Genomic DNA, 19,133 nt, shown 5'->3' on the forward strand with positions numbered 1-19,133 from the left:
ACCTGCCTCAATTCAGAATTCTTGATTCAACCTGCACCGGCTTGTTCGCCCGCAGCATCAAACCGAGGCCGACGAACAACACCGGCACCACCATCGAAAAGTGTCGGGCGAAGGAGCCGAAGTCCGGCTCGAACAAACCCTGCACCAACAGAAACGCCAGCGGAATCGCGATCAGTTCCTTGGGTTTGGTCTGGATCGGCGCGCCTTTGTAATCGGTCGAAGTGATGACTTTGAACAGCAGCAGCGCGGTCATGATCATCAACGCCACGAAGATCACCTGCCCCGGCCCGGACAGCAGAATCAGCTCCACCGGGAACGACAAACGGAAGAAGATGATCATCGAGTCCAGCGCCTGCGAAACGAAGTCGCTACCGGTCAGCCACGAGACGATCAGCGACTTCGAGCCCTCCTCGCCCGCCGTGCGCAGTTCGTTGTTGCTGGCGCGAATCGACGACACCGGGAAGCCCAGCGCCAGTTGAATCGCCATGGCCACCGCCAGGTAGAACAGGAACAACATCAGAAAGAACGTCGTGCGTGATACGTACTTTTTCATCACGCAAACACCGACCCACGACAGTGAAAACAGAATCCAGTACGGGCGGATCAGCACGCCGTAAATCACTGCTGACAGGAAAAAACCACCGCGATATTTACGCGTCAACGAGCTGAGCAAAATGCTCAACACCGCCACCGACACAATGATTTCCTTGGTCAGGTTCTCAAGGAAAAACGAGCGGACGATGCCCCACAGACACAAGGTGCCGAAGATCGCCAACGGCATGCGCCGAAACACCACCACCGGAATCGCCGTGAGGAAGAAATTGCAGAACATGCCGTAGGCCCAGGCATTGGTCAGGTTGATCCCGGTGGGCCGCAGCAGGAACGCCGAACACTCGTAGGACGAGCGATCGGGCGAGAACGGGTTCCAGAAATTGCAGTTGTCGGCGCGCGCGTAGGACGACCACAAGGTCATCGCATCGGGCCCCGGATCACGGGGGATCAACAGCGGCATGGCCACTGACAAAAACAACCCGGTGAACAGAATCAGGAACGACACATACGAATCGAGTCGCTTGCCGCGAAACTCGATGCACGGCAGCTTCAGGCCCATGACACGGCAGCCTTTTTCGCAGTGGTCACGCGCGTCAAAACGGCAATAACGCCGAGCTGCACGATGATCGCGAAAACATTGCCCCACGCCGCGCCATAAATCGAATAGTGCTTGATCAACACATAGCTGACCGGCACCGAAACCAGCAGGCAGATCGCCGCGCTGGCAAGCGAGACGCGGCTGTTTTTCGAGGCAATCAAACCGCCCCAGACGATGTCGCCAATCGCCCGCAAGGCGAAGGAGAAGATCAATACGCCAAGAATCGCATTGTCCGGACGCGGCACGCTGGTGGCGACGTAATCGAGCACCACGTTGAAGAACAGATAAATCGCCACCGCCACCGCCGCCGACACCACCAGCGAACGCATCACCCATTTGTTGACGAACAACTGCTTGACCGTAAACGCCTGCTGATCGGCCTGAAACCGCTTGGCCAACACCGGAATGCCAACCACCGCGACCACCGCATACGACAAGGCTTGCAACGTGTTAGCCGCCGACCACGCGTACACATATTTGCCGAGGCTGGCGTAGGGCTCCAGATCGATAATCAGGAACCGCTCGGCGTACTGACTCAGCGCGATCAAACCGGTACCGAGGTAGAACGGCAACCCGGCCTTCCACACAGCGCCCGTCGCCAGCGTCGAGCTCTCGCGGCCCTTGTGCACGTTCACCACAATCAAGTATCCGGCGACAATCACCAGCACATTCGCCGCGACCCACAACCACAACACACTGGCGATCCCCGACACCCAGCCGAGCATCATCCCGCCCACCGCCAACACCGCCCACAGACCGGTCTTGATGAAGAAAAGCAATGCGCCGGCCGTGGCTTTTTGTGCGGAAAACACGAACGAGTTGATCTCGAACGACAGGTGCTCGGTGAGCAAAACCAGGGTCACGCAGAGGATCAGCGTCGCCGTCGCTTCAACGGTCTGGAACAGTGAATAAATCAGCACCGTCACCACCGACAGCACCAGTCCCACCGCCAGGTACAACAGCAAAACCTTGTCGACCACGCAGCGCGAACTGCCGCCCACGCTGATCAAGCGATTGATCTCGGAACTGAAACCGACGCTGTAAAACTTCGAGGCGATCAACGACGCGGCGACCACCACACCGTAAAAACCCAGCGCCTCATAACCGAGGTAATGGGTGATCGCCAACACCAGCAAAAACTTCGCGCCCAAAGCTCCGCCGCGAAGCAGTAGCCGAAATATCATCGAACGACACCCTTGATGATTTCGTCCATGGCCACGGTTTTCGCTTCGATTTCACGGCAGGTATCGGTCAGGCGCTGGCCGAAATTCGACAGCGCATTTGGCGCGTAAACCGTGTTGATGATGGTGTCGACTTCGATGTCGCCGCCATTGATCACCCAGTCCTCGACGCCCATGTCCTGATAGGCGCCGAAGCCTTTGCGCTCATAGCTGATGTGGTACGCCGGCACGCCGGACAGCAGCGATTCGATCGCGCCGTGCAGGCGCACAGAGATCACCAGATCCGGCTGATATTTGGCGATGGTCGCCTTCAACGACAGCAGGTCTTCATTGATGCCCAGCTCGCGATAGAACGCACCGTCATCGTTGCCGCGAACGGCGCTCTGCACGGCGCAGACCACTTTGCTTTTTTGCTTCAGGCGTTGCAGCAGCAGCTTCAGATTGGCGACGTAGGCGACCTTCTTGTCCTTGCTCCACTCCGGCGGTTTGCGCAGCACTACGCACACCGTGGCTGGCGATGCGGCGCAACGGGTGAATTTCGGTTGCTGAAGGATCTTGCTCGCCAGCGATTGCACCGCCAGATCCGGCGCGCGGTAGACGTTTTCGCAAGCGTCGAAAATCGCCGAGGAACGGTTGTCACGCACGAACACCGCATCGGCATTGGCGTAGTGCTCGACGATTTTGCTGCTCTCGCCATGGAACGGGCCGATGCTTTGCGGCAGGTACACCGACGGCACTTTGCTGAGGATCGCGGTTTCCAGTTGCTTGGCGTGGCCGAGCTTCAACTTGATGTGTTCGAAAGCGCTTTTCGAGCGCATGTAGCCGCCGCCAACGCCGACGATCAGATCGGTTTTCTGCAGCAGATCCGCCAACCCGGCGTAGGACTGATTGAGGAACACCGCTTGCTTGACCCGGCCCAGACCCTTGGCCGCCATGACCGGCGCGTCGAAACGCGGGTGCGGCAGATAGCTGAAAGAATCCGGATCGGAGGCGACCACGCTGATCGCGGTGTCGTCGCCAAAGTTGCGCTGCACCAAGGCAATGGCCAGATCGACGAGCAGGCCGTCACCGGAGTTGGACGCACTGTAGCCATGCAAAATCGTTACGTTCATATGCTTGAGTTCTACTTAAAAAGTGGGAGCGCGATACAGGTCGTAGGTCTGGCGAATCATCAACGCGGCGCTGAAACGCTCGCGGACGATGCTGCGCCCTTCGCTACCGAGATCGAGCAAGCGCGGCTTCTGGATTTGCGCCAGCACATCGGCCAGCGCCTGGTGATCACCGGACGGAAACACGTAGCCAGACACGCCGTGCGTGACCAGTTCCGGCAGCGAGGTGCAATTGCTGGCGATCACCGGTAGCCCCATGGCCATGCCTTCCAGCGGCACCATGGCGAAACCTTCCCAGCGACTCGGCACAATCAGCGCATCGGCTTTCTGGTACAGCGCCTGCACTTCGCTCGGCGTGACCCACGGCAGGTATTCGACCGAATCCATCGGCGGACACTCCACCGAATCTTCGTTAACCGCGCTGCCGACCACCGTCAGTTTCAGGTCATTGCGCTGCACATTGGCGAAGGCCTTGAGCAGCACGTCGAAGCCTTTCTGGTAATCGAGACGGCCGACAAACAGCAGATGAATCGGCTCGGGGCTCGCGGCTTTCGGCGCGTCGTCCTTGTGATGAATGCCGTTGTAGATCAGCTTCATGCGTTTGCGCTCGATGCCGAAGCGCGCGGCTTTATCGAGTTCGTACTGACTGACGCAAATGATCACGTCGGTGACTTTTTGCAGCACGCGCTCGATCCACGCATAGACCTTTTGCTTGATCGGCGAGCTTTCCATCAGGAACGAAAACGCGTGCGGGCAGTAGACGATTTTCGGCTTGCGCCACGGACGCAACAGCACGCAGACGCAGCGGCCAATCACCCCGGAAAAGGTGCTGTGCAAATGCACCACATCGGGTTTTTCCTTGAGCAGCACTTGCGTCAGACGCCAGGCGAAACGCAGCAACGACGGCACATTGCGCCCGGTACGCGGGAAGGTGCGGATCTGTTGCGCGCCGATGCCGTGCAGTTCTTTGGCCTGATCCTCCGGCACCAGATACACCAACTCATAGTCGGCCGCATCGCCTTCCGGCGACGCCGAAATCGTCCGAATAACGGTTGCGACGCCACCTTTGATCGTCTCTGCCACGTGCAGTATTTTTTTCACAACTCACCCACTTCAAACAGGAAAGGACAATCGCCAAAACTCAGGATTTGTCGGACGCGTATTCGTAGTTGTAATAGCCGTAGCCGCCGTTGCCGTAGTAGCTCGCGGCACGCTTCTCGACGCCGTTGAACACCGCGCCTTTCAACTCGATACCGTTCTGCGCGAAGCGGCGGATGGTCAGCTCGATCTCTTTGGCCGGGTTCACCCCGAAGCGCGTGACGATCAGGCTGATGCCCGCTTCACGGCCGACAATCGCCGCATCGGTCACCGCCAGCAGCGGCGGCGTATCAATGATCACCACGTCGTACATCTCGCTGAGTTGCGCGAGCAATTCGCGGAAGTTCGCGTGCATCAACAGCTCGGAAGGATTCGGTGGCACCTGACCACGGCTGATGAAATGCAGGTTGTCGACTTCAACTTTGTTGATCGCCTGATCGATGCTGCAGCGCTTCACCAGCAGGTCGGACAAACCGTTGCTGATCGGTGTGTTGAGGGTTTTGTGCAGATGCCCTTTGCGCATGTCGGCATCGATCAGCACCACGCGCTGACCGCTCAAGGCCATGACTGCGGCGAGGTTGGACGAGACGAAGGTTTTGCCGACTTGCGGGCTCGGCCCGGAAATCATGATGCGGTTGTTGGTCGAATCGAGCCCGGCGAAGTGCAGGCAAGTGCGCAGGCTGCGGATCGACTCGATCGACAGATCGGTCGGATTGCGCAGCGCCAACAGGTACGCCGGTTTGTCGACGCCATCGCGGGCGCGGCCCTTTTTGTTGTCCTCTTCCTGTTGCAGCGCGCTGTAGGGAATCGACGCGTACACCGGCAAACCGAGTTGCTCGATGGCTTCGGGGCCTTCCAGCCCACGGCTCAGGGATTTGCGCAGCAGCACCAGCGCCACACCGACGAAGGCGCCGAAGAATGTCGCGATCAACACGATCAAGGCTTTCTTCGGTTTGACCGGGCTGGTCAGGTCGACGTCCGCCGTATCGACTAGACGCACGTTGCCCACCGCACCGGCACGGACGATGTCCAGCTCCTGGGATTTGTTGAGCAACTGCGTGTAGATCTGCGAGGCGACTTCGACATCGCGGGTCAGGTTGAGCAGTTCTTGCTGGGTGGCCGGCAAGTCCTGGACTTTGCCTTCCAGCGACTTCTGCTGCTGGGTCAATTCACCGATCTGGCTCATCAACGCGCGGTAGGCCGGGTGCTGTTTGGTGAACTTGCGATCCATTTCCGCCTGCTGCATTTTCAGCTCGGAAATCCGCGTTTCCAGCGCCACGGACTGACCGAGCACCGATTGCGTTTCCAGGGAAATGTTCACGGTTTTGCCGTGGGTCTGATAGGCGTTGAGCGCATCGCTGGCCTTGGCCAGATCACGTTTGACCTGCGGCAACTGACTTTGCAGGAAGGCCAGACTTTGCGCCGCTTCCGCCGAGGTGCGGCGCACGTTTTGCTCGACGTAGAGCGAGGCAATCTTGTTGAGAATCTTCACCGCTTCAGGCGCGTCGGCACTGGCGAGGGCCAGACGAATGATTCCCGACTCTTTGCCTTGCTCGGAAATATCCAGCGCGTCCTGATAACCCTGAATCGTCACGATGCGCGGATTGCGCACCACTTCGAAACGCGTGCCGGGATTGGCCTGCAATTGAGTGATCAAGCCTTCCACGCCATCCTGCGCAAAGGCTTCGCCCATCGCGCCCTCGGCCAGCAGGTTGTCGTTGTCATCGAGCAACTGGAAGCGATGTTGTTCGCCAGCGATCAGCGTGAGTTTTTTGCCGAGCAGTTCTTTCGGCAGATTGAGCCGGGCAAACTCCAGCCGCTCACCGCCCCAGGCGTAGCTGTTCAGGCCGAAACGCGGCGCGGCGACGCTGGTGTCGGTTTCGCCGCGATAACGCCGGGCGAGAAAGCCGCCGATGAGCGGAAAGGTGTTGGGGCTGACGTCGATGTCGAGGCGCAGGTCGTCGACGGTTTTGCCGATCACTGCGCGGGATTTGATGATGCCGATCTCGGTCACCGACGGCGATTGGCCGCCGAGCATGCTGTTGAGGTCGGAGAAACCGAGCATGTCGTTCTTTTTCGGTTCGACCTGCACCAGCGCGTTCGCCGAATACACCGGCGTGGCCAAAACCGCATAGGCAATGCCGGTGACCATAAACGCGCCGGTGAGCGCGCCAATCAACCATTTCTGATCGATCAGGCTGCCAAAGATGCCGAGCAGATCAATGCTGTCTTGATCATTGTCACGGGTGCCGATTACGGACGGTAACTGCATAAGTCTGTTCTTACCATTCACTGTTCTGAAGAATATTCGTCAATGCCCGAGGCGCTGCGCCCATGAACTAACTGCATCTTCAATCAATGCATGCGCATGGATAAAAGCGGCTTTACCTTGACGGTACGGATCGTGTATTTCGCGCTCGCTCTGCCACTTGCCAAGCAGAAACACTTTGCCCCGCGCGTGCGCGGCAATCTTCAGTACTTGATTAACGTGTTGTTTTTCCATGACCAGAATCAGGTCTGATTCATTGACGATGTCTGATGTCAGTTGCCGAGCCTTGAACGTTTCGGCGCTGTGGCCGTGATCTTCGAGCACCTGACGCGCCGACGCTTCGACACCCTCGCCGACCCGCGCCGCAAGGCCTGCGGAGGTGACGGTGATCGCTGACGAGGCCAGCGCGTTACGCAGCAACAGTTCTGCCGTCGGACTGCGGCAAATATTGCCCACGCACACAACAAGGATCTTTCTGAACAAGGTTTTACTTTCCCGGGTAATGTCAAACGGCCAACATGCCAAAGGATTGCAATGAACCCTGTGGATCTTTCTGCACTCAGAAATAGAATCGCCCTGTTAGTACTGGAGCATTAAGTACCACAGCGTTTTAAAGGCGCCCAACCACTATTAGCGGACTAAAAATAACTGTGATTTTCGGCTGATTGTTTTCCGACAAAAAATAACATTCGCGCACTAAGTGCCATCACCTCACTCGAAAACTGAGAAAAGAGATCATTCTTCGTAGTTGTCACTTCTCTTCGGGAGAGCAGACATGAAATCGACACCTCTGAAAAAACTCGGCGCGCTGACGTTGGCGCTGCTCGGTGCCACCAGTCAGGTTCACGCCAGTGAGCTGTTCCCTAACCTCCCCGCCAAAACCATCGGCGTGCAGGTGAAGATCCAGAACTTCACCGCCGCCGATGCCGCGCAGATCAAAGCCGCCGGGTTCAGTTTTGTGCGCTTCGGTGTGTGGAGCGACAGCCTGAGCGCCAAGGCCTATCAACAGCAGGTCAGCGCTGCCTTTGCGGCGGCGCGATCAGCGGGCTTGCCGGTGCTGTTGACGGTGCGTGCGATCAAGCCGTTACCTGCCTCGTCAGGCAGCGAACTGGCGACGGCGGGCGAAGCGTTCGCCAATGCCGTGACAAGCCTGGAAACGTCCTACAGCGCGCAACTGGTGGCGATTGAGCTGTGGAACGAGCCGGATCTGCCGACCTACTGGCCGACGGGCAATTTCGACACGACGTTCGTGCCGTTCATGAGTTCGGTGTGCAAGACGTTGCAGGGCAAGCCGCCGGCGACGCCACTGGTGGGATATGGCTTCGCGCGGCCGCCGACCGCCGGTTCCGCGTCCACCGTGGCGCTGAACCGCATCGTCAGCGAATACCCGAAATGCCTGAGCGCGGTGTCGTATCACCCGTATGGCATGACTGCTGCGCAGATCAGCAGCGCGCAGGCATTCATTCAGCAGAACTTCCATTTGCCGGGGGTAATCAGTGAGTGGGGCGTCTCAGCGCTCAGCTCTAATGGTGGCGCCGATGGTCAGGCGAGCAAGATCAACGCCTTTATTGGCGATGTTAAAAAACTGCAGATCCCGCTGACGTCTATCTATGAATGGAAGAACAGTGATTCCGGCAGTAACGATCGCGAGAAGAACTTCGGCCTGTTGACCTCTGACGGTCAGCCGAAACCGGCGCGATTGTCGGTTGAATCTTTGTTGAACGCTGAGTAGTCCGTGCGCAACCGATCTGTACGCAGGTCGGTTGCTTTGAACCTGTGCGCTGTTTTGGCATCGTATTCATCGATAGCCCGCCCCACCTTTCAAACAATCGTTTTCAGGTTGTTGCCGCAGGGGCCATCGATACACGTCCACGCCCTTGAGTGACCGTCAGCGCTCGGGTAATGTCATCAGACCCATAGGATAGAGCACGCCCATGACTTCCAAGCTGGAACAACTCAAACAATTCACCACCGTAGTGGCCGACACTGGCGACTTCGAAGCGATCGCCCGAGTCAAACCGGTCGACGCCACCACCAACCCTTCCCTGCTGCTCAAAGCCGCGGCCATTTCCGGCTACGCCGAGCTGCTGAACGCTTGCGTCAGCGACTGCAAGGGCGATGTCGGCCTGGCCAGCGACCGTTTTGGCGTCGCGGTAGGTCAGGAAATTCTTAAAGTGATCCCGGGCCGTATCTCCACCGAAGTGGATGCACGCCTGTCGTTCGACAAAGACGCCGTGCTCAAGCGCGCGCATCGCCTGATCGAGCTGTACGACAAGGCCGGCATTGGCCGCGACCGCGTACTGATCAAGATCGCTTCGACCTGGGAAGGCATTCGCGCCGCTGAAGTGCTGGAAAAAGAAGGCATTCAGACCAACCTGACCCTGCTGTTCTCCTTCGCTCAGGCCGCAGCCTGCGCCGATGCCGGCGTGTTCCTGATTTCGCCGTTCGTGGGCCGCATCTACGACTGGTACAAAAAGGCCAACGGCAATGACTACACCGGCGCCGATGATCCGGGCGTACAGTCGGTCACGCGCATCTACAACTACTACAAAGCCAATGACTACAAAACGGTGGTCATGGGCGCGAGCTTCCGTAACCTGAATCAGATCGAACAACTGGCCGGTTGCGACCGCCTGACCATCAGCCCGGATCTGATCGACAAACTGGCAGCGGATAACGGCAAGCTGGAGCGCAAACTGGCCCCAGGCCACGCCGGCGAAGCCCGTCAGAGCCTGAACGAAGCGCAATTCCGCTGGCTGTCCAACGAAGACGCGATGGCCACCGAGAAACTGGCTGAGGGCATCCGTCAGTTCGCTCGCGACCAGGAGAAGCTTGAGGCGCTGTTGCAGGCCAAGCTGTGATTTGATTGTTTGAAATGCAAAAAGGGCGAACCTGTGAGGGTTCGCCCTTTTTTGTTCTGGATTGAGAGCTGCGTTGACTGAACTTAAGCCTTCGCGAGCAAGCTCGCTCCCACAAAGGGATTTGTGAACGACGCTGATCCAGTGTGGGAGCGAGCTTGCTCGCGAAGGAGCCAGCCCAGACGACATCACTACATGAGATCAATGCCGCTCGAGGGCATTCACCAGGTCATGAAACGCTTCGCGATTGGAATCGTTCAGGCCCATGAGGATTTTGTGTGCTTCCAGCACCTTGATCCGCACCACTTCTTCCGACTGATCCTGATCTGGCAGGTCGTCCAGGCACTCCGGGCATGGCACCGGGTGGTTGACGATGTTGAACACCTGCTCAAACCCCATCGATTGCAGCAGACGGGTGATGTCATCGTGGGTGGTCACGACAGTCGGCAGCAGGCCGACCTTTTGCCGCGACAGGATCGACAGTTTGGCCAGCAAGCCCAAGGTGGTGCTGTCGATGCTGCGGGTTTCGGTCAAATCGATCACGATCGCGTTGAAATTCAGCGCGGTGAAGATTTTCTCAATAGTCGCATCCAACGCCGAACACAGGGTCAGGCGAACTTCACCGACGAATTTCAGGACGAAGGTGCCGTCCTGCTCGGCGAACTGGATTCTACCGGTACTCATTAAAGATTCCTGCTCAACACCAACAGGGCGATATCATCCGGCATCTCCCCTAGCGTGGCCAATTCAAACACTTGCCGCAGACCATCCAGGCTGCCGCCCGCCGACTTCACCCGTTGGGGCAAAGCAGCTTCTTTTTCTTTGAGCGTGGGTTCTGGCAACAGATCCAGAATGCCATCGGACATCAGCGTCAGGCTGAACGTCGGCGGCAGCTCAAGCACGTGGTCTTCATAGGTGGCTTCATTAAAGAGGCCCACCGGCAAACCGCGCCCTTCGAGATAACGAACACTGTCAGGCGTGTACAACACTGGCAAAGGCAGATGACCGCCGATGCTATAGGTCAACAAACCGGTCTCCTCGTCGATGACTCCACCGACCATTGTGACGTGTTTGCCCAGCTTACAACTGATCAGCCCCCGGTTGATATGACCAAGGACTTCTGAAGGCTTGAATTCCGGCAATGTGCCGTTGCGCTTGGATTCGAACAGCAGGCGCGTGGTCATGAACTTCAACAGCACCGTGACGAAGGCTGAAGAGGCGCCATGCCCGGAAACATCCGCCAGGTAAAACGCAACCCGGCGCTCGTCGACGCGGAAATAGTCGACAAAATCACCCGACAAGTACAACGACGGGATGATCTGGTGGGCAAACTTGAACTCGTCGATGCTCCACGGACTTTCCGGCAGCATGTTCATCTGCACCTGGCGACCGGCGTTCTGGTCTTCCTGGAGCAGGTTCAGGCTGGCGGCGAGCTCACGATTGGCCTTTTCCAGCTTCTCGCGGTAGCGCTGGTTTTCCAGCAGCAGACGCGAACGATCGAGGGCCCGGCGCACAGAGTGCTCGAGCACGGCCAGATCTTCGAGAGGCTTGATCAGGTAATCCGCCGCGCCCAGGCGCAAGGCCTCGACCGCGTCGTTCATCACGCCGGCACCCGATACCACGATCATCGGCGTCTGCGGCGAACGCTCGGTGACCTGGCGAATGAATTCGAGTCCGCCCATCTGCGGCATACGCAGATCGCAGATAACCAAATCGGGCTGTTCTTGCTCGAATACCTTGAGACCCTGTTGGCCGTTGCTGGCCTGCAGGACGCTGAAACCACTGTCTTCCAAATAGGCCGCGAGGCTCGCACGCACTACTTCGTCATCATCGATTATCAGCAGCGTGGCACTGGTTTTTGGCATGTGGGCAAACGGCGCCAGAATTAGGTTGGCGTAGTGGGCAAGGTAACAACCCTGCGCGGACTACTGGATTCGCTTTCTAGCCTCTCTGTCGCACCGCTTTCGAGCATAGGCCGAAACGCAGTTACTTCAGAGGTGCCCTTCTAAGGCGCAGACGGTACTCCCATCCGCAGAGCGTTTCAAGCATGCGCCGATGGTCGCTTGACGACTTTACTTGTCAAATCACTGAGAGTTATAAGAACAGCTCAAACCGTAACCCAATGGAAGGACGAAGGCATGAGTCAAACCGGTCGGGACTACAGCGAAAAGCGCGATTTCATCCGCATGCGGGTCGATGCCGATGTCGTGTTGATTCATGAGGGTGATGAGGTTTCAGGGGTGTGCATCGACCTATCGAGCAGTGGCATGCAGGTCGAAGCACCCAGACAATTCGCGGTCGGCGACCGTTTGCGCGTGCGGATCGACTCCGACCATGCAGCGCTCACTGGCCTTGAGGCCGAGACCGAAGTGGTCTGGGTCAGCGCCCAAAACGGCGGCGCTCAGAAGCTCGGCCTGACCATTCTGAAGATGAAATAAGCGCACACAAAAAAGGCGACCCGAGGGTCGCCTTGTTGTTTCTACAGGTCGAGATTAAAAATCGTCTTCAACCTGACCATCTTTAACTTTGAACTCGCGGTTCTGCAGGTAAGCGTTGCGGATGAACGTGTACTTGTCGCCGCTGATCAGCTTCTCGCTCGACAGCAGGCTGGCGCGGGTGTCGACGATGTTCAGACCGAAGATCGAGTTACGCGCCGGTACGTCGTCGATGTAGCGATACATGCCGGTGAAGCTGTCGACGTACTTGGACGGTGCGTCACGCAGGGTGCTCGGGCCCATCAAGGGCAGCATCACGTACGGGCCGCTGCTCACGCCCCAGTAACCGAGGGTCTGGCCGAAATCTTCGTCGCTGCGGTGCAGGCCCATCTTAGTGCCGACGTCGAAGAAGCCGAGCAGACCGAAAGTGGTGTTGAAGATCAGACGCGCCGTATCAACGCCAGCGGCAGCCGGTTTGGCTTGCAGAATGTTGTTCGCCAGGTTGGTGACGTCGCCAACGTTCTGGAACATGTTGTGGATGCCGTCTTCAACGAACTGCGGCGTCACGAACTGATAACCCTGTGCCAGCGGCTTCAGCGCGTAGGTATCAACGAAATCGTTGAACTGGAAGATCGGACGGTTAACGCTTTCCCAAGGGTCTTCTTCCGTCGCAGCGTTGGCGGCGAACGGAACCAGCATGACACTGGCGCATACACAAAGCTGAGCGAGAGGATTGCTCCAGCGCATAGAAAACTCCTTGGATTTGATTCTGGCACGGGCAGCTGAGGCCACGCGTAAGAACGCTAGTATAAGCGCAATCGGCATTTTGGGCAGTCTGGCATGAGACTGTCTGTAGGAAGTTTCCTTCATTCCCTTCCGCAAACCCTGTCATCCAACTGTCATTGTCGCGCCCTAGCCTTGACGCTATTTCAGGGACGCTTCCATGTCACAGGCCGAAACCTTACCGCTCGCCACACCCAGCCTGACCGCCGTGCTGTTCGGGCTCAGTGGCTGTCTGGTGGATTTCGGCGCACGTGCGCTGCAACTTGGCGGCAGCGACCCGGAGCACGCCATAACGACTCCCGGCGCACTCGATAGCCTGCTCAGTCTGCAGCGTCGTAAAATCCCCTGCGCATGGATCGATGAACTCCCCCCTGCCCTGGCAAAACCGCTGTCGGCCGCTTTACCGGAGTGGATCAAACCTCCGCAACATTCAGCAACAAACAATCCATGGCCCGCGCCGAATGCTTGCTGGCAAGCACTAATGGGACTCAACGTCGATCGACTCGATGGCTGCGTGCTGGTCAGCGGCGAACCTCGTTTGCTGCAAGCCGGGCTGAATGCCGGATTGTGGACGATCGGCCTCGCCTCCTGCGGTTCACTGTGCGGTCTGGCGCCGAGTGAATGGCAAGCGCTGACGCAAAAAGAACGCGAACAACTGCGGGGCAAGGCAACGGTGCAATTGTTCGGGCTTGGCGTGCATTCAGTGATCGATCACCTGGGCGAACTCGACACCTGCCTCGCCGACATCAGCCTGCGCCGCCTCAAAGGCGAAAAGCCCTGATCGGGATCATGCAGTTTGAACGAGAGTGGATTAATCTAAAGGTCAGCCACAGACCTTTGGCGCGCGGCTGCGGTCAATGCCAGTGCCTCTCGATAAAAGGAAAACACCAATGCCGGCCCAAGAACTGCAAAAACAGCTCGAAACCCTGCGCGAGCAACTGGAGCAGAATCCGCCACTGTCGGAAGCCGAACGTGAAGATCTGCGCGTGTTGATGGCGCAAATCGAGTCTGAAATACAATTGGAGAACGCTACTCAGGACGCCAGCATCGCCGATGGCGTGAACCTGGCGGTCGAGCGCTTCGAAGTCGAGCACCCGGCGATCGCCGGCACCCTGCGCAATATCGTCAATGCGCTGGGTAGCATGGGGATCTAGGATTTCCGGCCGCACAAAAAAAGCCCTGCCATCACCGGCAGGGCTTTTTCATTTCTGACATTTAAAAGATCGCAGCCTTCGGCAGCTCCTACATGGGGAGTGCATTCCAAAGGTAGGAGCTGCCGAAGGCTGCGATCTTTTGATCTTACTGTCGCACGAGCCGGTCGTTCGGCAGTTGTACGCTTTCGGTGCTGCGGTACGGGTTGATGTCCAGACCACCGCGACGCACATACCGCGCAAACACCGTCAGCTTCTCCGGCTTCAACAGTCGCTGCAGATCAAGAAAGATCCGCTCCACACACTGCTCATGAAAGTCCGAGTGCTGACGGAAACTCACGATGTACTCCAGCAAACTGGCGTGATCCAGCGCCGAGCCGCGATATTCCACGACCACCGTGCCCCAGTCCGGCTGACTGGTCACCGGGCAGTTCGATTTAAGCAGATGACTGTAAACAGTCTCCTCGACGATCCGCGACTCATCGCAACGCAGCAGCTCCGGACGCGGATGCTCATAGTTGCTGACACTGATATCCAGATCATCGATGCACACGCCCGGCAACGCCACAACGCCTTCGGCTTCAACGTCTTTCAAACTGCGCACCCGCACGCCCACCGGTTTCCCGGCAGCGGCCGAGAGATCCTTGACCAGCGTCGCTTCCAGCGTGGCGACGTCGGCAAACGGCGACTGATTCAACGAGTTCAAGTACAGCTTGAACGACTTCGACTCGATGATATTCGGCGAATCCGCCGGAATGCTGAACTCGGCAATCGCCACCACCGGTTTGCCCGACGGCAACAACCACGACAGCTCGAAGCAGTTCCAGAAATCCACACCTTTATAAGGCAGGGTCTCGGCGGTCAGCCCCAGCTCCGCCCACTTCGCAGTGCGCGGAATCGGGAACAACAAGGATGGCGTGTAAGTGGCGATGTATTCGCTGGACTTGCCCAGCGGCGAATGTTCGGCTGCGGGATGCATGGCGGAAACCTGACTGAAGAATCAGCGGATTCTACCAGCCTTTGCGCGCGGCTTTGAGTGGTTACTGACTGACAGTCAACTTACCCACCATCCCCGCCTGATAATGCCCCGGAATATTGCAGGCAAATTCCAGGCTCGTGGCTTTGCTGAACGTCCAGGTCAGTTCCGCCGTTTTACCCGGCTCAACCAGCACGCTGTTCGGGTCGTCATGCTTCATGCCATGGCCCATCGCGGCGTGATCCATGCCCGCCATGTCGTGGGACATTTCCTTCATGCCGGTAGGCGTAAGCATGCCGCTTTGCTGCATCTGCAACATTTCCTGCTGGTGTTTGGCATGCATCGCTGCGTCACCGAGGTTGAATTCGTGCAGCAACTGGCCTTTATTCACCAGCACAAAACGAACGGTCTCACCGGCCTTGACCTGAATCGCCTTGGGGTCGAACGACATGTCGTTCAGCACCACTTCAACGCTGCGCGTGGCTTTGGCGGCGGGCGCTGGCTGGCCGAAGTCGTAGGTGTGCGCGGGGGCCGCCCATACCGGCGAGCTCAACGCCAACAAATACAAGGCCAGGGATTGGCGTAAAAACATGGTCGTTCTCCAACAAGATAAGGTTCAGCCTGTGGGAAACTTTAGCCGCCCTGCACTGGCATCAACCTGACAGGCAGATTACAACTTTGTCAGGTTGGCGCCTCACGCGTGCTCTCACGGTATAAAGCCTTCACTGAATCATCCCCGAATAACCCGAGTCGCCCATGAAACTGTTGATCGTCGAAGACCAAGCGAAAACCGGCCAATACCTGCGTCAGGGCCTGACCGAGGCCGGGTTTAATACCGAACTGGTGGCCGACGGTAACAGCGGCCAGCAACTGGCACTGACTGGTGATTATGCGCTGTTGATCCTCGACGTGATGCTGCCCGGTCGCAGTGGCTGGCAGATTCTGCAAGCGGTGCGCAGTGCCGGACTGGACACACCGGTACTTTTTCTCACGGCTAAAGACGCGGTGGAGGACAGGGTTCACGGCCTCGAACTCGGTGCTGACGATTACCTGGTCAAACCGTTCGCCTTCTCCGAGTTGCTGGCGCGGGTGCGCAGTCTCTTGCGTCGTGGCAGTGCCACGCCACAGGAAACCAGTCTGCAACTCGCCGACTTGCGTCTGGATCTGATTCGCCGCCGTGTAGAACGCAGCGGCCAGCGCATCGACCTGACCGCCAAAGAGTTTGCCCTGCTGGAAATGCTTTTGCGTCGCCAAGGCGAAGTGTTGCCGAAATCGCTGATCGCCTCGCAGGTCTGGGACATGAATTTCGACAGCGACACCAATGTCATCGAAGTGGCGATCCGCCGTTTGCGTCTGAAAATCGACGACGAGTTCCCCAACAAACTGATCCACACCGTGCGCGGCATGGGTTACGTGCTTGAAGAGCGCAGCGTCTGATGCGCCGTTTGTCCCTGAGTTCGCGCCTGGCGTTGTTGTTCGCCGCTTGCACCGCGGTGGTCTCGCTGTTCGCCGGGGTGCTGTTCAACCGCGCCAGCGAGGTGCATTTCATTGAGCTCGACCAGCAACAACTGGATGGCAAACTGATTGGCCTGCGCCGCGCGCTGCAGGACGTTCAGCCGACTCAGCGTGAAGCGCGACTGGCGGATGAGCTCAGCCGTCAGGCCGATTTGTCGCTGCGCATCACCGGTGCTGACGGCCAGCGCTGGTACGACAGCTCGACGCAGATCCCTAAGGATTTGCCGTCGCAAAACGGGCTGTCGACGATCAGCACTGACGGCACCGATTACCGCGTGCTCAATGCCCCGCTCTACCCGGAAAAGTCCGATTCGCCGCAATTGAGCCTGTTGCTCGACATCACCCATCACCAGCACTTCCTGCAACGCATGCAGCATTTGATCTGGCTGACCGTCGGCCTCTCGGCACTTGCCACAGCGTTGCTCGGCGCGTGGGCCGCCCGCAGCGGATTACGTCCATTGCGGCGCATGAGCGCGGTGGCGCGTGGGATTTCTGCACAATCGCTGAATGCCCGACTGCCGGAAGCGCAAATGCCGCCAGAGCTTGCGGAAATGGCCAACAGCTTCAACGCCATGCTCGGCCGTCTCGACGATTCGTTTCAGCGACTCTCGGCGTTTTCAGCCGACATCGCCCACGAACTGCGCACGCCGCTGTCGAACTTGCTGACTCACACCCAGGTCACCCTCACCCGCCCCCGGCCGATCGAGGATTACCGCGAAGCGCTGCACAGCAACCTCGAAGAACTGCAATGGATGGCGCAACTGGTCAATGACATGTTGTACCTGGCCAAGGCTGACCACGGTTTGCTGATGCCCAAGCGTGAGCCGCTGGAATTGGCGGATGAGACCGATGTGTTGCTGGAGTTTTTTGCGCCGCTGGCGGAGGACGCCGGCGTCACGCTGAGCCGCGAAGGTAACGCGCAGATCGAAGGGGATCGCAATATGTTGCGGCGGGCCTTGTCGAATTTGCTGGATAACGCGTTGCGGTTTACCCCGGCGGCGGGCTCAGTGAGTTTGCGGATCGCTGAATTACCGAGCGCTGTGCGGGTTTCGGTTGAAAACACTGGGGATGGGATTTCTGCGGAGTTGTTGCCACGGCTGTTTGACCGATTTTATCGGGCCGATCCGGCGCGGCAGGAAGGCAGCAGTGAGCATGCGGGGTTGGGGTTGGCGATTACTCAATCGATTGTCCGCGCGCATGGGGGGCAGATTCGTTGCGAATCAGAGGCGGGTTGGACGCGGTTTGTGATTGAGTTGCCTCGAAGCTGATCGTTCCCACGCTCTGCGTGGGAACGAGCTTAGGTCGCTTACGAATATCTCAGGGCATGAGCCGGTTCGATCTTCGCCGCTCGCCACGCCGGATACACCGTCGCCAGGAAGCTCAAAATAAACCCCGCCGAGCAGATCAACAGCACGTCCCCGCCCTGCAATTCCGACGGCAAATTGCTGACGAAATACACATCAGAACTGAAGATGTGCTGCCCACTGACTCGCTCGATCCAGCCGACGATCTGACTGACATTCAACGCCGCAATCACGCCCAACACGCCGCCAATGATCGTACCGACAATCCCGATCACCGTGCCCTGCACCATGAAAATCGCCATGATCTGCCGGGGCGTCGCGCCGATGGTACGCAGGATCGCGATGTCCGCGCCCTTGTCGTTCACCACCATGATCAGCGTCGCGATGATGTTGAACGCCGCCACCGCGACGATCATCAGCAACAGCAGGCCGATCATGGTTTTTTCCATTTTCATCGCACTGAACAGGCTGCCCTGAGTGTGCGTCCAGTCGTCAGCCTTGAACTCGGCGCCCAGACTGGCGGCGATGTCTGCGGAGACTTTCGGCGCCGCGTACAGGTCTTTGACTGCCAGACGCACGCTCTGTACCTGATTCGGTTCCCAGTGCTGCATGGTCGCGGCATCGGCGACATGGATCAGACCCATCGAGCCGTCCAGTTCAGCGCCAACCTTGAACACGCCGACCACGTTCAGCCGCTGCATGCGCGGGGTGATGCCACCCGGCGCGGTGCTGACTTCCGGGACGATCAGGGTAATTTTGTCGCCGACGTTGAGACGGAAACGTCGCGCAGTGATTTCACCGATCACCACACCGAACTCGCCCGGTTTCAACGCATCGAGACGGCCCTGCACGATGTGCTGGGCAACGATCGAGACCTTGCCTTCCTGCGCAGGATCGACGCCGCTGATCTGAATCGGCTGCATCATGCCTTTATAGGAGAGCATGCCTTCCATTTCGGTGAACGGCACAGCGGCAGTCACTTCGGGATTTTTCATCGCGGCGGCGGCCACTGGCTGCCAGTCATCAATCGGCTTCACGCCAACGATGGTCGCGTGCGGCACCATGCCGAGGATGCGCGAGCTCATTTCGCGCTGGAAGCCGTTCATCACCGACAACACCACGATCATTGCGAGCACGCCGAGGGCGAGGCCGATCATCGAGGTCATCGAAATGAACGAAACAAAGCGATTGCGGCGCTTGGCGCGGGTATAGCGCGTGCCGATAAAGATCGATAACGGTCTGAACATTCGCTGGGGCACCGTATAAAAATAAAAGACCCGACGCCTTTTCAGGGTCGGGTTTCA

Annotated in this window: 19 protein-coding genes; 7 read left to right on the plus strand and 12 right to left on the minus strand. The window is 58.3% G+C overall.

Features of this window, described 5'->3' with window-relative positions; translation table 11 throughout:
• Positions 1–7 precede the first annotated feature (7 nt).
• From AD669_RS17550 to AD669_RS17575, 6 genes are read right to left on the minus strand one after another with little or no spacing between them, the layout of a single operon-like run.
• Complete coding sequence (locus AD669_RS17550; protein ID WP_053122025.1) at positions 8–1,111, minus strand: hypothetical protein; 1,104 nt, start codon at positions 1,109–1,111, stop codon at positions 8–10.
• On the minus strand, positions 1,102–2,334 hold the full coding sequence (locus AD669_RS17555) for a phosphoribosylaminoimidazole carboxylase (protein WP_053122027.1): 1,233 nt from the start codon (positions 2,332–2,334) through the stop codon (positions 1,102–1,104). The genes AD669_RS17550 and AD669_RS17555 overlap by 10 nt, the downstream gene beginning before the upstream one ends.
• Positions 2,331–3,443, minus strand: a complete 1,113-nt coding sequence (locus AD669_RS17560; RefSeq protein ID WP_053122029.1) for a polysaccharide pyruvyl transferase family protein — start codon at positions 3,441–3,443, stop codon at positions 2,331–2,333. Before AD669_RS17560 ends, AD669_RS17555 begins: the two co-directional genes overlap by 4 nt.
• 15 nt (positions 3,444–3,458) lie before the next feature.
• Positions 3,459–4,541 (minus strand): glycosyltransferase family 4 protein, encoded by a 1,083-nt coding sequence (locus AD669_RS17565; RefSeq protein ID WP_053122031.1) that lies wholly within the window; start codon positions 4,539–4,541, stop codon positions 3,459–3,461.
• Between the two features lie 40 nt (positions 4,542–4,581).
• Positions 4,582–6,810, minus strand: coding sequence for a polysaccharide biosynthesis tyrosine autokinase (locus tag AD669_RS17570; RefSeq protein ID WP_053122037.1), 2,229 nt, complete (start codon positions 6,808–6,810; stop codon positions 4,582–4,584).
• Between the two features lie 39 nt (positions 6,811–6,849).
• A complete protein-coding gene (locus tag AD669_RS17575; RefSeq protein ID WP_053122039.1) occupies positions 6,850–7,290 on the minus strand; it encodes a low molecular weight protein-tyrosine-phosphatase in 441 nt (146 codons plus the stop codon).
• 292 nt (positions 7,291–7,582) lie between these two features.
• Between AD669_RS17575 and AD669_RS17580 the strand changes: the two genes are divergently transcribed.
• Both AD669_RS17580 and tal read left to right on the plus strand, forming a co-directional pair.
• A complete protein-coding gene (locus AD669_RS17580; protein WP_053122041.1) occupies positions 7,583–8,539 on the plus strand; it encodes a cellulase family glycosylhydrolase in 957 nt (318 codons plus the stop codon).
• A gap of 202 nt (positions 8,540–8,741) precedes the next feature.
• Positions 8,742–9,668, plus strand: coding sequence for a transaldolase (gene tal / locus AD669_RS17585; protein WP_053122043.1), 927 nt, complete (start codon positions 8,742–8,744; stop codon positions 9,666–9,668).
• A gap of 198 nt (positions 9,669–9,866) precedes the next feature.
• On the opposite strand, the gene rssC is transcribed toward tal, so the two are convergent.
• Complete coding sequence (gene rssC, locus AD669_RS17590) at positions 9,867–10,349, minus strand: anti-sigma factor antagonist RssC (RefSeq protein ID WP_042560140.1); 483 nt, start codon at positions 10,347–10,349, stop codon at positions 9,867–9,869.
• The gene (gene rssB / locus AD669_RS17595; protein ID WP_053122045.1) at positions 10,349–11,530 is read right to left on the minus strand and encodes a two-component system response regulator RssB; all 1,182 of its coding nucleotides are present in this window, start codon (positions 11,528–11,530) and stop codon (positions 10,349–10,351) included. Before rssB ends, rssC begins: the two co-directional genes overlap by 1 nt.
• A gap of 273 nt (positions 11,531–11,803) precedes the next feature.
• Here rssB and AD669_RS17600 point away from each other — a divergent pair, with 273 nt between their 5' ends.
• A complete protein-coding gene (locus AD669_RS17600; RefSeq protein ID WP_053122047.1) occupies positions 11,804–12,103 on the plus strand; it encodes a PilZ domain-containing protein in 300 nt (99 codons plus the stop codon).
• Between the two features lie 54 nt (positions 12,104–12,157).
• Here AD669_RS17600 and AD669_RS17605 read toward each other — a convergent pair whose 3' ends face one another.
• Positions 12,158–12,847 carry a VacJ family lipoprotein gene (locus AD669_RS17605; protein ID WP_053122049.1) on the minus strand — a complete coding sequence of 230 codons (690 nt, stop codon included), beginning with the start codon at positions 12,845–12,847 and terminating at the stop codon, positions 12,158–12,160.
• Between the two features lie 196 nt (positions 12,848–13,043).
• Between AD669_RS17605 and AD669_RS17610 the strand changes: the two genes are divergently transcribed.
• Together AD669_RS17610 and AD669_RS17615 are read left to right on the plus strand one after the other, a co-directional pair.
• A complete protein-coding gene (locus AD669_RS17610; RefSeq protein WP_053122051.1) occupies positions 13,044–13,664 on the plus strand; it encodes a hypothetical protein in 621 nt (206 codons plus the stop codon).
• Positions 13,665–13,773: 109 nt separating this feature from the next.
• A complete protein-coding gene (locus AD669_RS17615) occupies positions 13,774–14,037 on the plus strand; it encodes a DUF4404 family protein (protein WP_053122053.1) in 264 nt (87 codons plus the stop codon).
• 145 nt (positions 14,038–14,182) lie between these two features.
• Here the strand turns inward: AD669_RS17615 and queF are convergent, their stop codons facing one another.
• Together queF and AD669_RS17625 are read right to left on the minus strand one after the other, a co-directional pair.
• Positions 14,183–15,013, minus strand: coding sequence for an NADPH-dependent 7-cyano-7-deazaguanine reductase QueF (queF, locus tag AD669_RS17620; protein WP_053122055.1), 831 nt, complete (start codon positions 15,011–15,013; stop codon positions 14,183–14,185).
• 61 nt (positions 15,014–15,074) lie between these two features.
• The gene (locus tag AD669_RS17625) at positions 15,075–15,602 is read right to left on the minus strand and encodes a plastocyanin/azurin family copper-binding protein (RefSeq protein WP_053122057.1); all 528 of its coding nucleotides are present in this window, start codon (positions 15,600–15,602) and stop codon (positions 15,075–15,077) included.
• Between the two features lie 164 nt (positions 15,603–15,766).
• Between AD669_RS17625 and AD669_RS17630 the strand changes: the two genes are divergently transcribed.
• Both AD669_RS17630 and AD669_RS17635 read left to right on the plus strand, forming a co-directional pair.
• Positions 15,767–16,447 (plus strand): heavy metal response regulator transcription factor, encoded by a 681-nt coding sequence (locus AD669_RS17630; RefSeq protein WP_053122058.1) that lies wholly within the window; start codon positions 15,767–15,769, stop codon positions 16,445–16,447.
• Positions 16,447–17,793 (plus strand): heavy metal sensor histidine kinase, encoded by a 1,347-nt coding sequence (locus tag AD669_RS17635; protein ID WP_053122060.1) that lies wholly within the window; start codon positions 16,447–16,449, stop codon positions 17,791–17,793. Before AD669_RS17630 ends, AD669_RS17635 begins: the two co-directional genes overlap by 1 nt.
• Positions 17,794–17,831: 38 nt before the next feature.
• Here AD669_RS17635 and AD669_RS17640 read toward each other — a convergent pair whose 3' ends face one another.
• Entirely contained in the window at positions 17,832–19,076 is a 1,245-nt protein-coding gene (locus AD669_RS17640) for a lipoprotein-releasing ABC transporter permease subunit (protein WP_053122062.1), read from the minus strand.
• Positions 19,077–19,133: the final 57 nt, after the last annotated feature.

This window comes from Pseudomonas sp. P1.31, from assembly GCF_001269815.1.
Taxonomy (GTDB): Bacteria; Pseudomonadota; Gammaproteobacteria; order Pseudomonadales; family Pseudomonadaceae; genus Aquipseudomonas; species Aquipseudomonas rustica.

What these genes read in the sequence shown, in the direction of transcription:
- AD669_RS17615 (WP_053122053.1), top strand. Translation starts at nt 13,774, where the DNA reads ATGCCGGCCCAAGAACTGCAAAAACAGCTCGAAACCCTGCGCGAGCAA.
- AD669_RS17640 (WP_053122062.1), bottom strand. Translation starts at nt 19,076, where the DNA reads ATGTTCAGACCGTTATCGATCTTTATCGGCACGCGCTATACCCGCGCC.
- AD669_RS17570 (WP_053122037.1), bottom strand. Translation starts at nt 6,810, where the DNA reads ATGCAGTTACCGTCCGTAATCGGCACCCGTGACAATGATCAAGACAGC.
- AD669_RS17625 (WP_053122057.1), bottom strand. Translation starts at nt 15,602, where the DNA reads ATGTTTTTACGCCAATCCCTGGCCTTGTATTTGTTGGCGTTGAGCTCG.
- AD669_RS17635 (WP_053122060.1), top strand. Translation starts at nt 16,447, where the DNA reads ATGCGCCGTTTGTCCCTGAGTTCGCGCCTGGCGTTGTTGTTCGCCGCT.
- AD669_RS17630 (WP_053122058.1), top strand. Translation starts at nt 15,767, where the DNA reads ATGAAACTGTTGATCGTCGAAGACCAAGCGAAAACCGGCCAATACCTG.
- queF (WP_053122055.1), bottom strand. Translation starts at nt 15,013, where the DNA reads ATGCATCCCGCAGCCGAACATTCGCCGCTGGGCAAGTCCAGCGAATAC.
- AD669_RS17550 (WP_053122025.1), bottom strand. Translation starts at nt 1,111, where the DNA reads ATGGGCCTGAAGCTGCCGTGCATCGAGTTTCGCGGCAAGCGACTCGAT.
- AD669_RS17605 (WP_053122049.1), bottom strand. Translation starts at nt 12,847, where the DNA reads ATGCGCTGGAGCAATCCTCTCGCTCAGCTTTGTGTATGCGCCAGTGTC.
- AD669_RS17580 (WP_053122041.1), top strand. Translation starts at nt 7,583, where the DNA reads ATGAAATCGACACCTCTGAAAAAACTCGGCGCGCTGACGTTGGCGCTG.
- rssB (WP_053122045.1), bottom strand. Translation starts at nt 11,530, where the DNA reads ATGCCAAAAACCAGTGCCACGCTGCTGATAATCGATGATGACGAAGTA.
- AD669_RS17600 (WP_053122047.1), top strand. Translation starts at nt 11,804, where the DNA reads ATGAGTCAAACCGGTCGGGACTACAGCGAAAAGCGCGATTTCATCCGC.
- rssC (WP_042560140.1), bottom strand. Translation starts at nt 10,349, where the DNA reads ATGAGTACCGGTAGAATCCAGTTCGCCGAGCAGGACGGCACCTTCGTC.
- tal (WP_053122043.1), top strand. Translation starts at nt 8,742, where the DNA reads ATGACTTCCAAGCTGGAACAACTCAAACAATTCACCACCGTAGTGGCC.
- AD669_RS17555 (WP_053122027.1), bottom strand. Translation starts at nt 2,334, where the DNA reads ATGATATTTCGGCTACTGCTTCGCGGCGGAGCTTTGGGCGCGAAGTTT.
- AD669_RS17610 (WP_053122051.1), top strand. Translation starts at nt 13,044, where the DNA reads ATGTCACAGGCCGAAACCTTACCGCTCGCCACACCCAGCCTGACCGCC.
- AD669_RS17560 (WP_053122029.1), bottom strand. Translation starts at nt 3,443, where the DNA reads ATGAACGTAACGATTTTGCATGGCTACAGTGCGTCCAACTCCGGTGAC.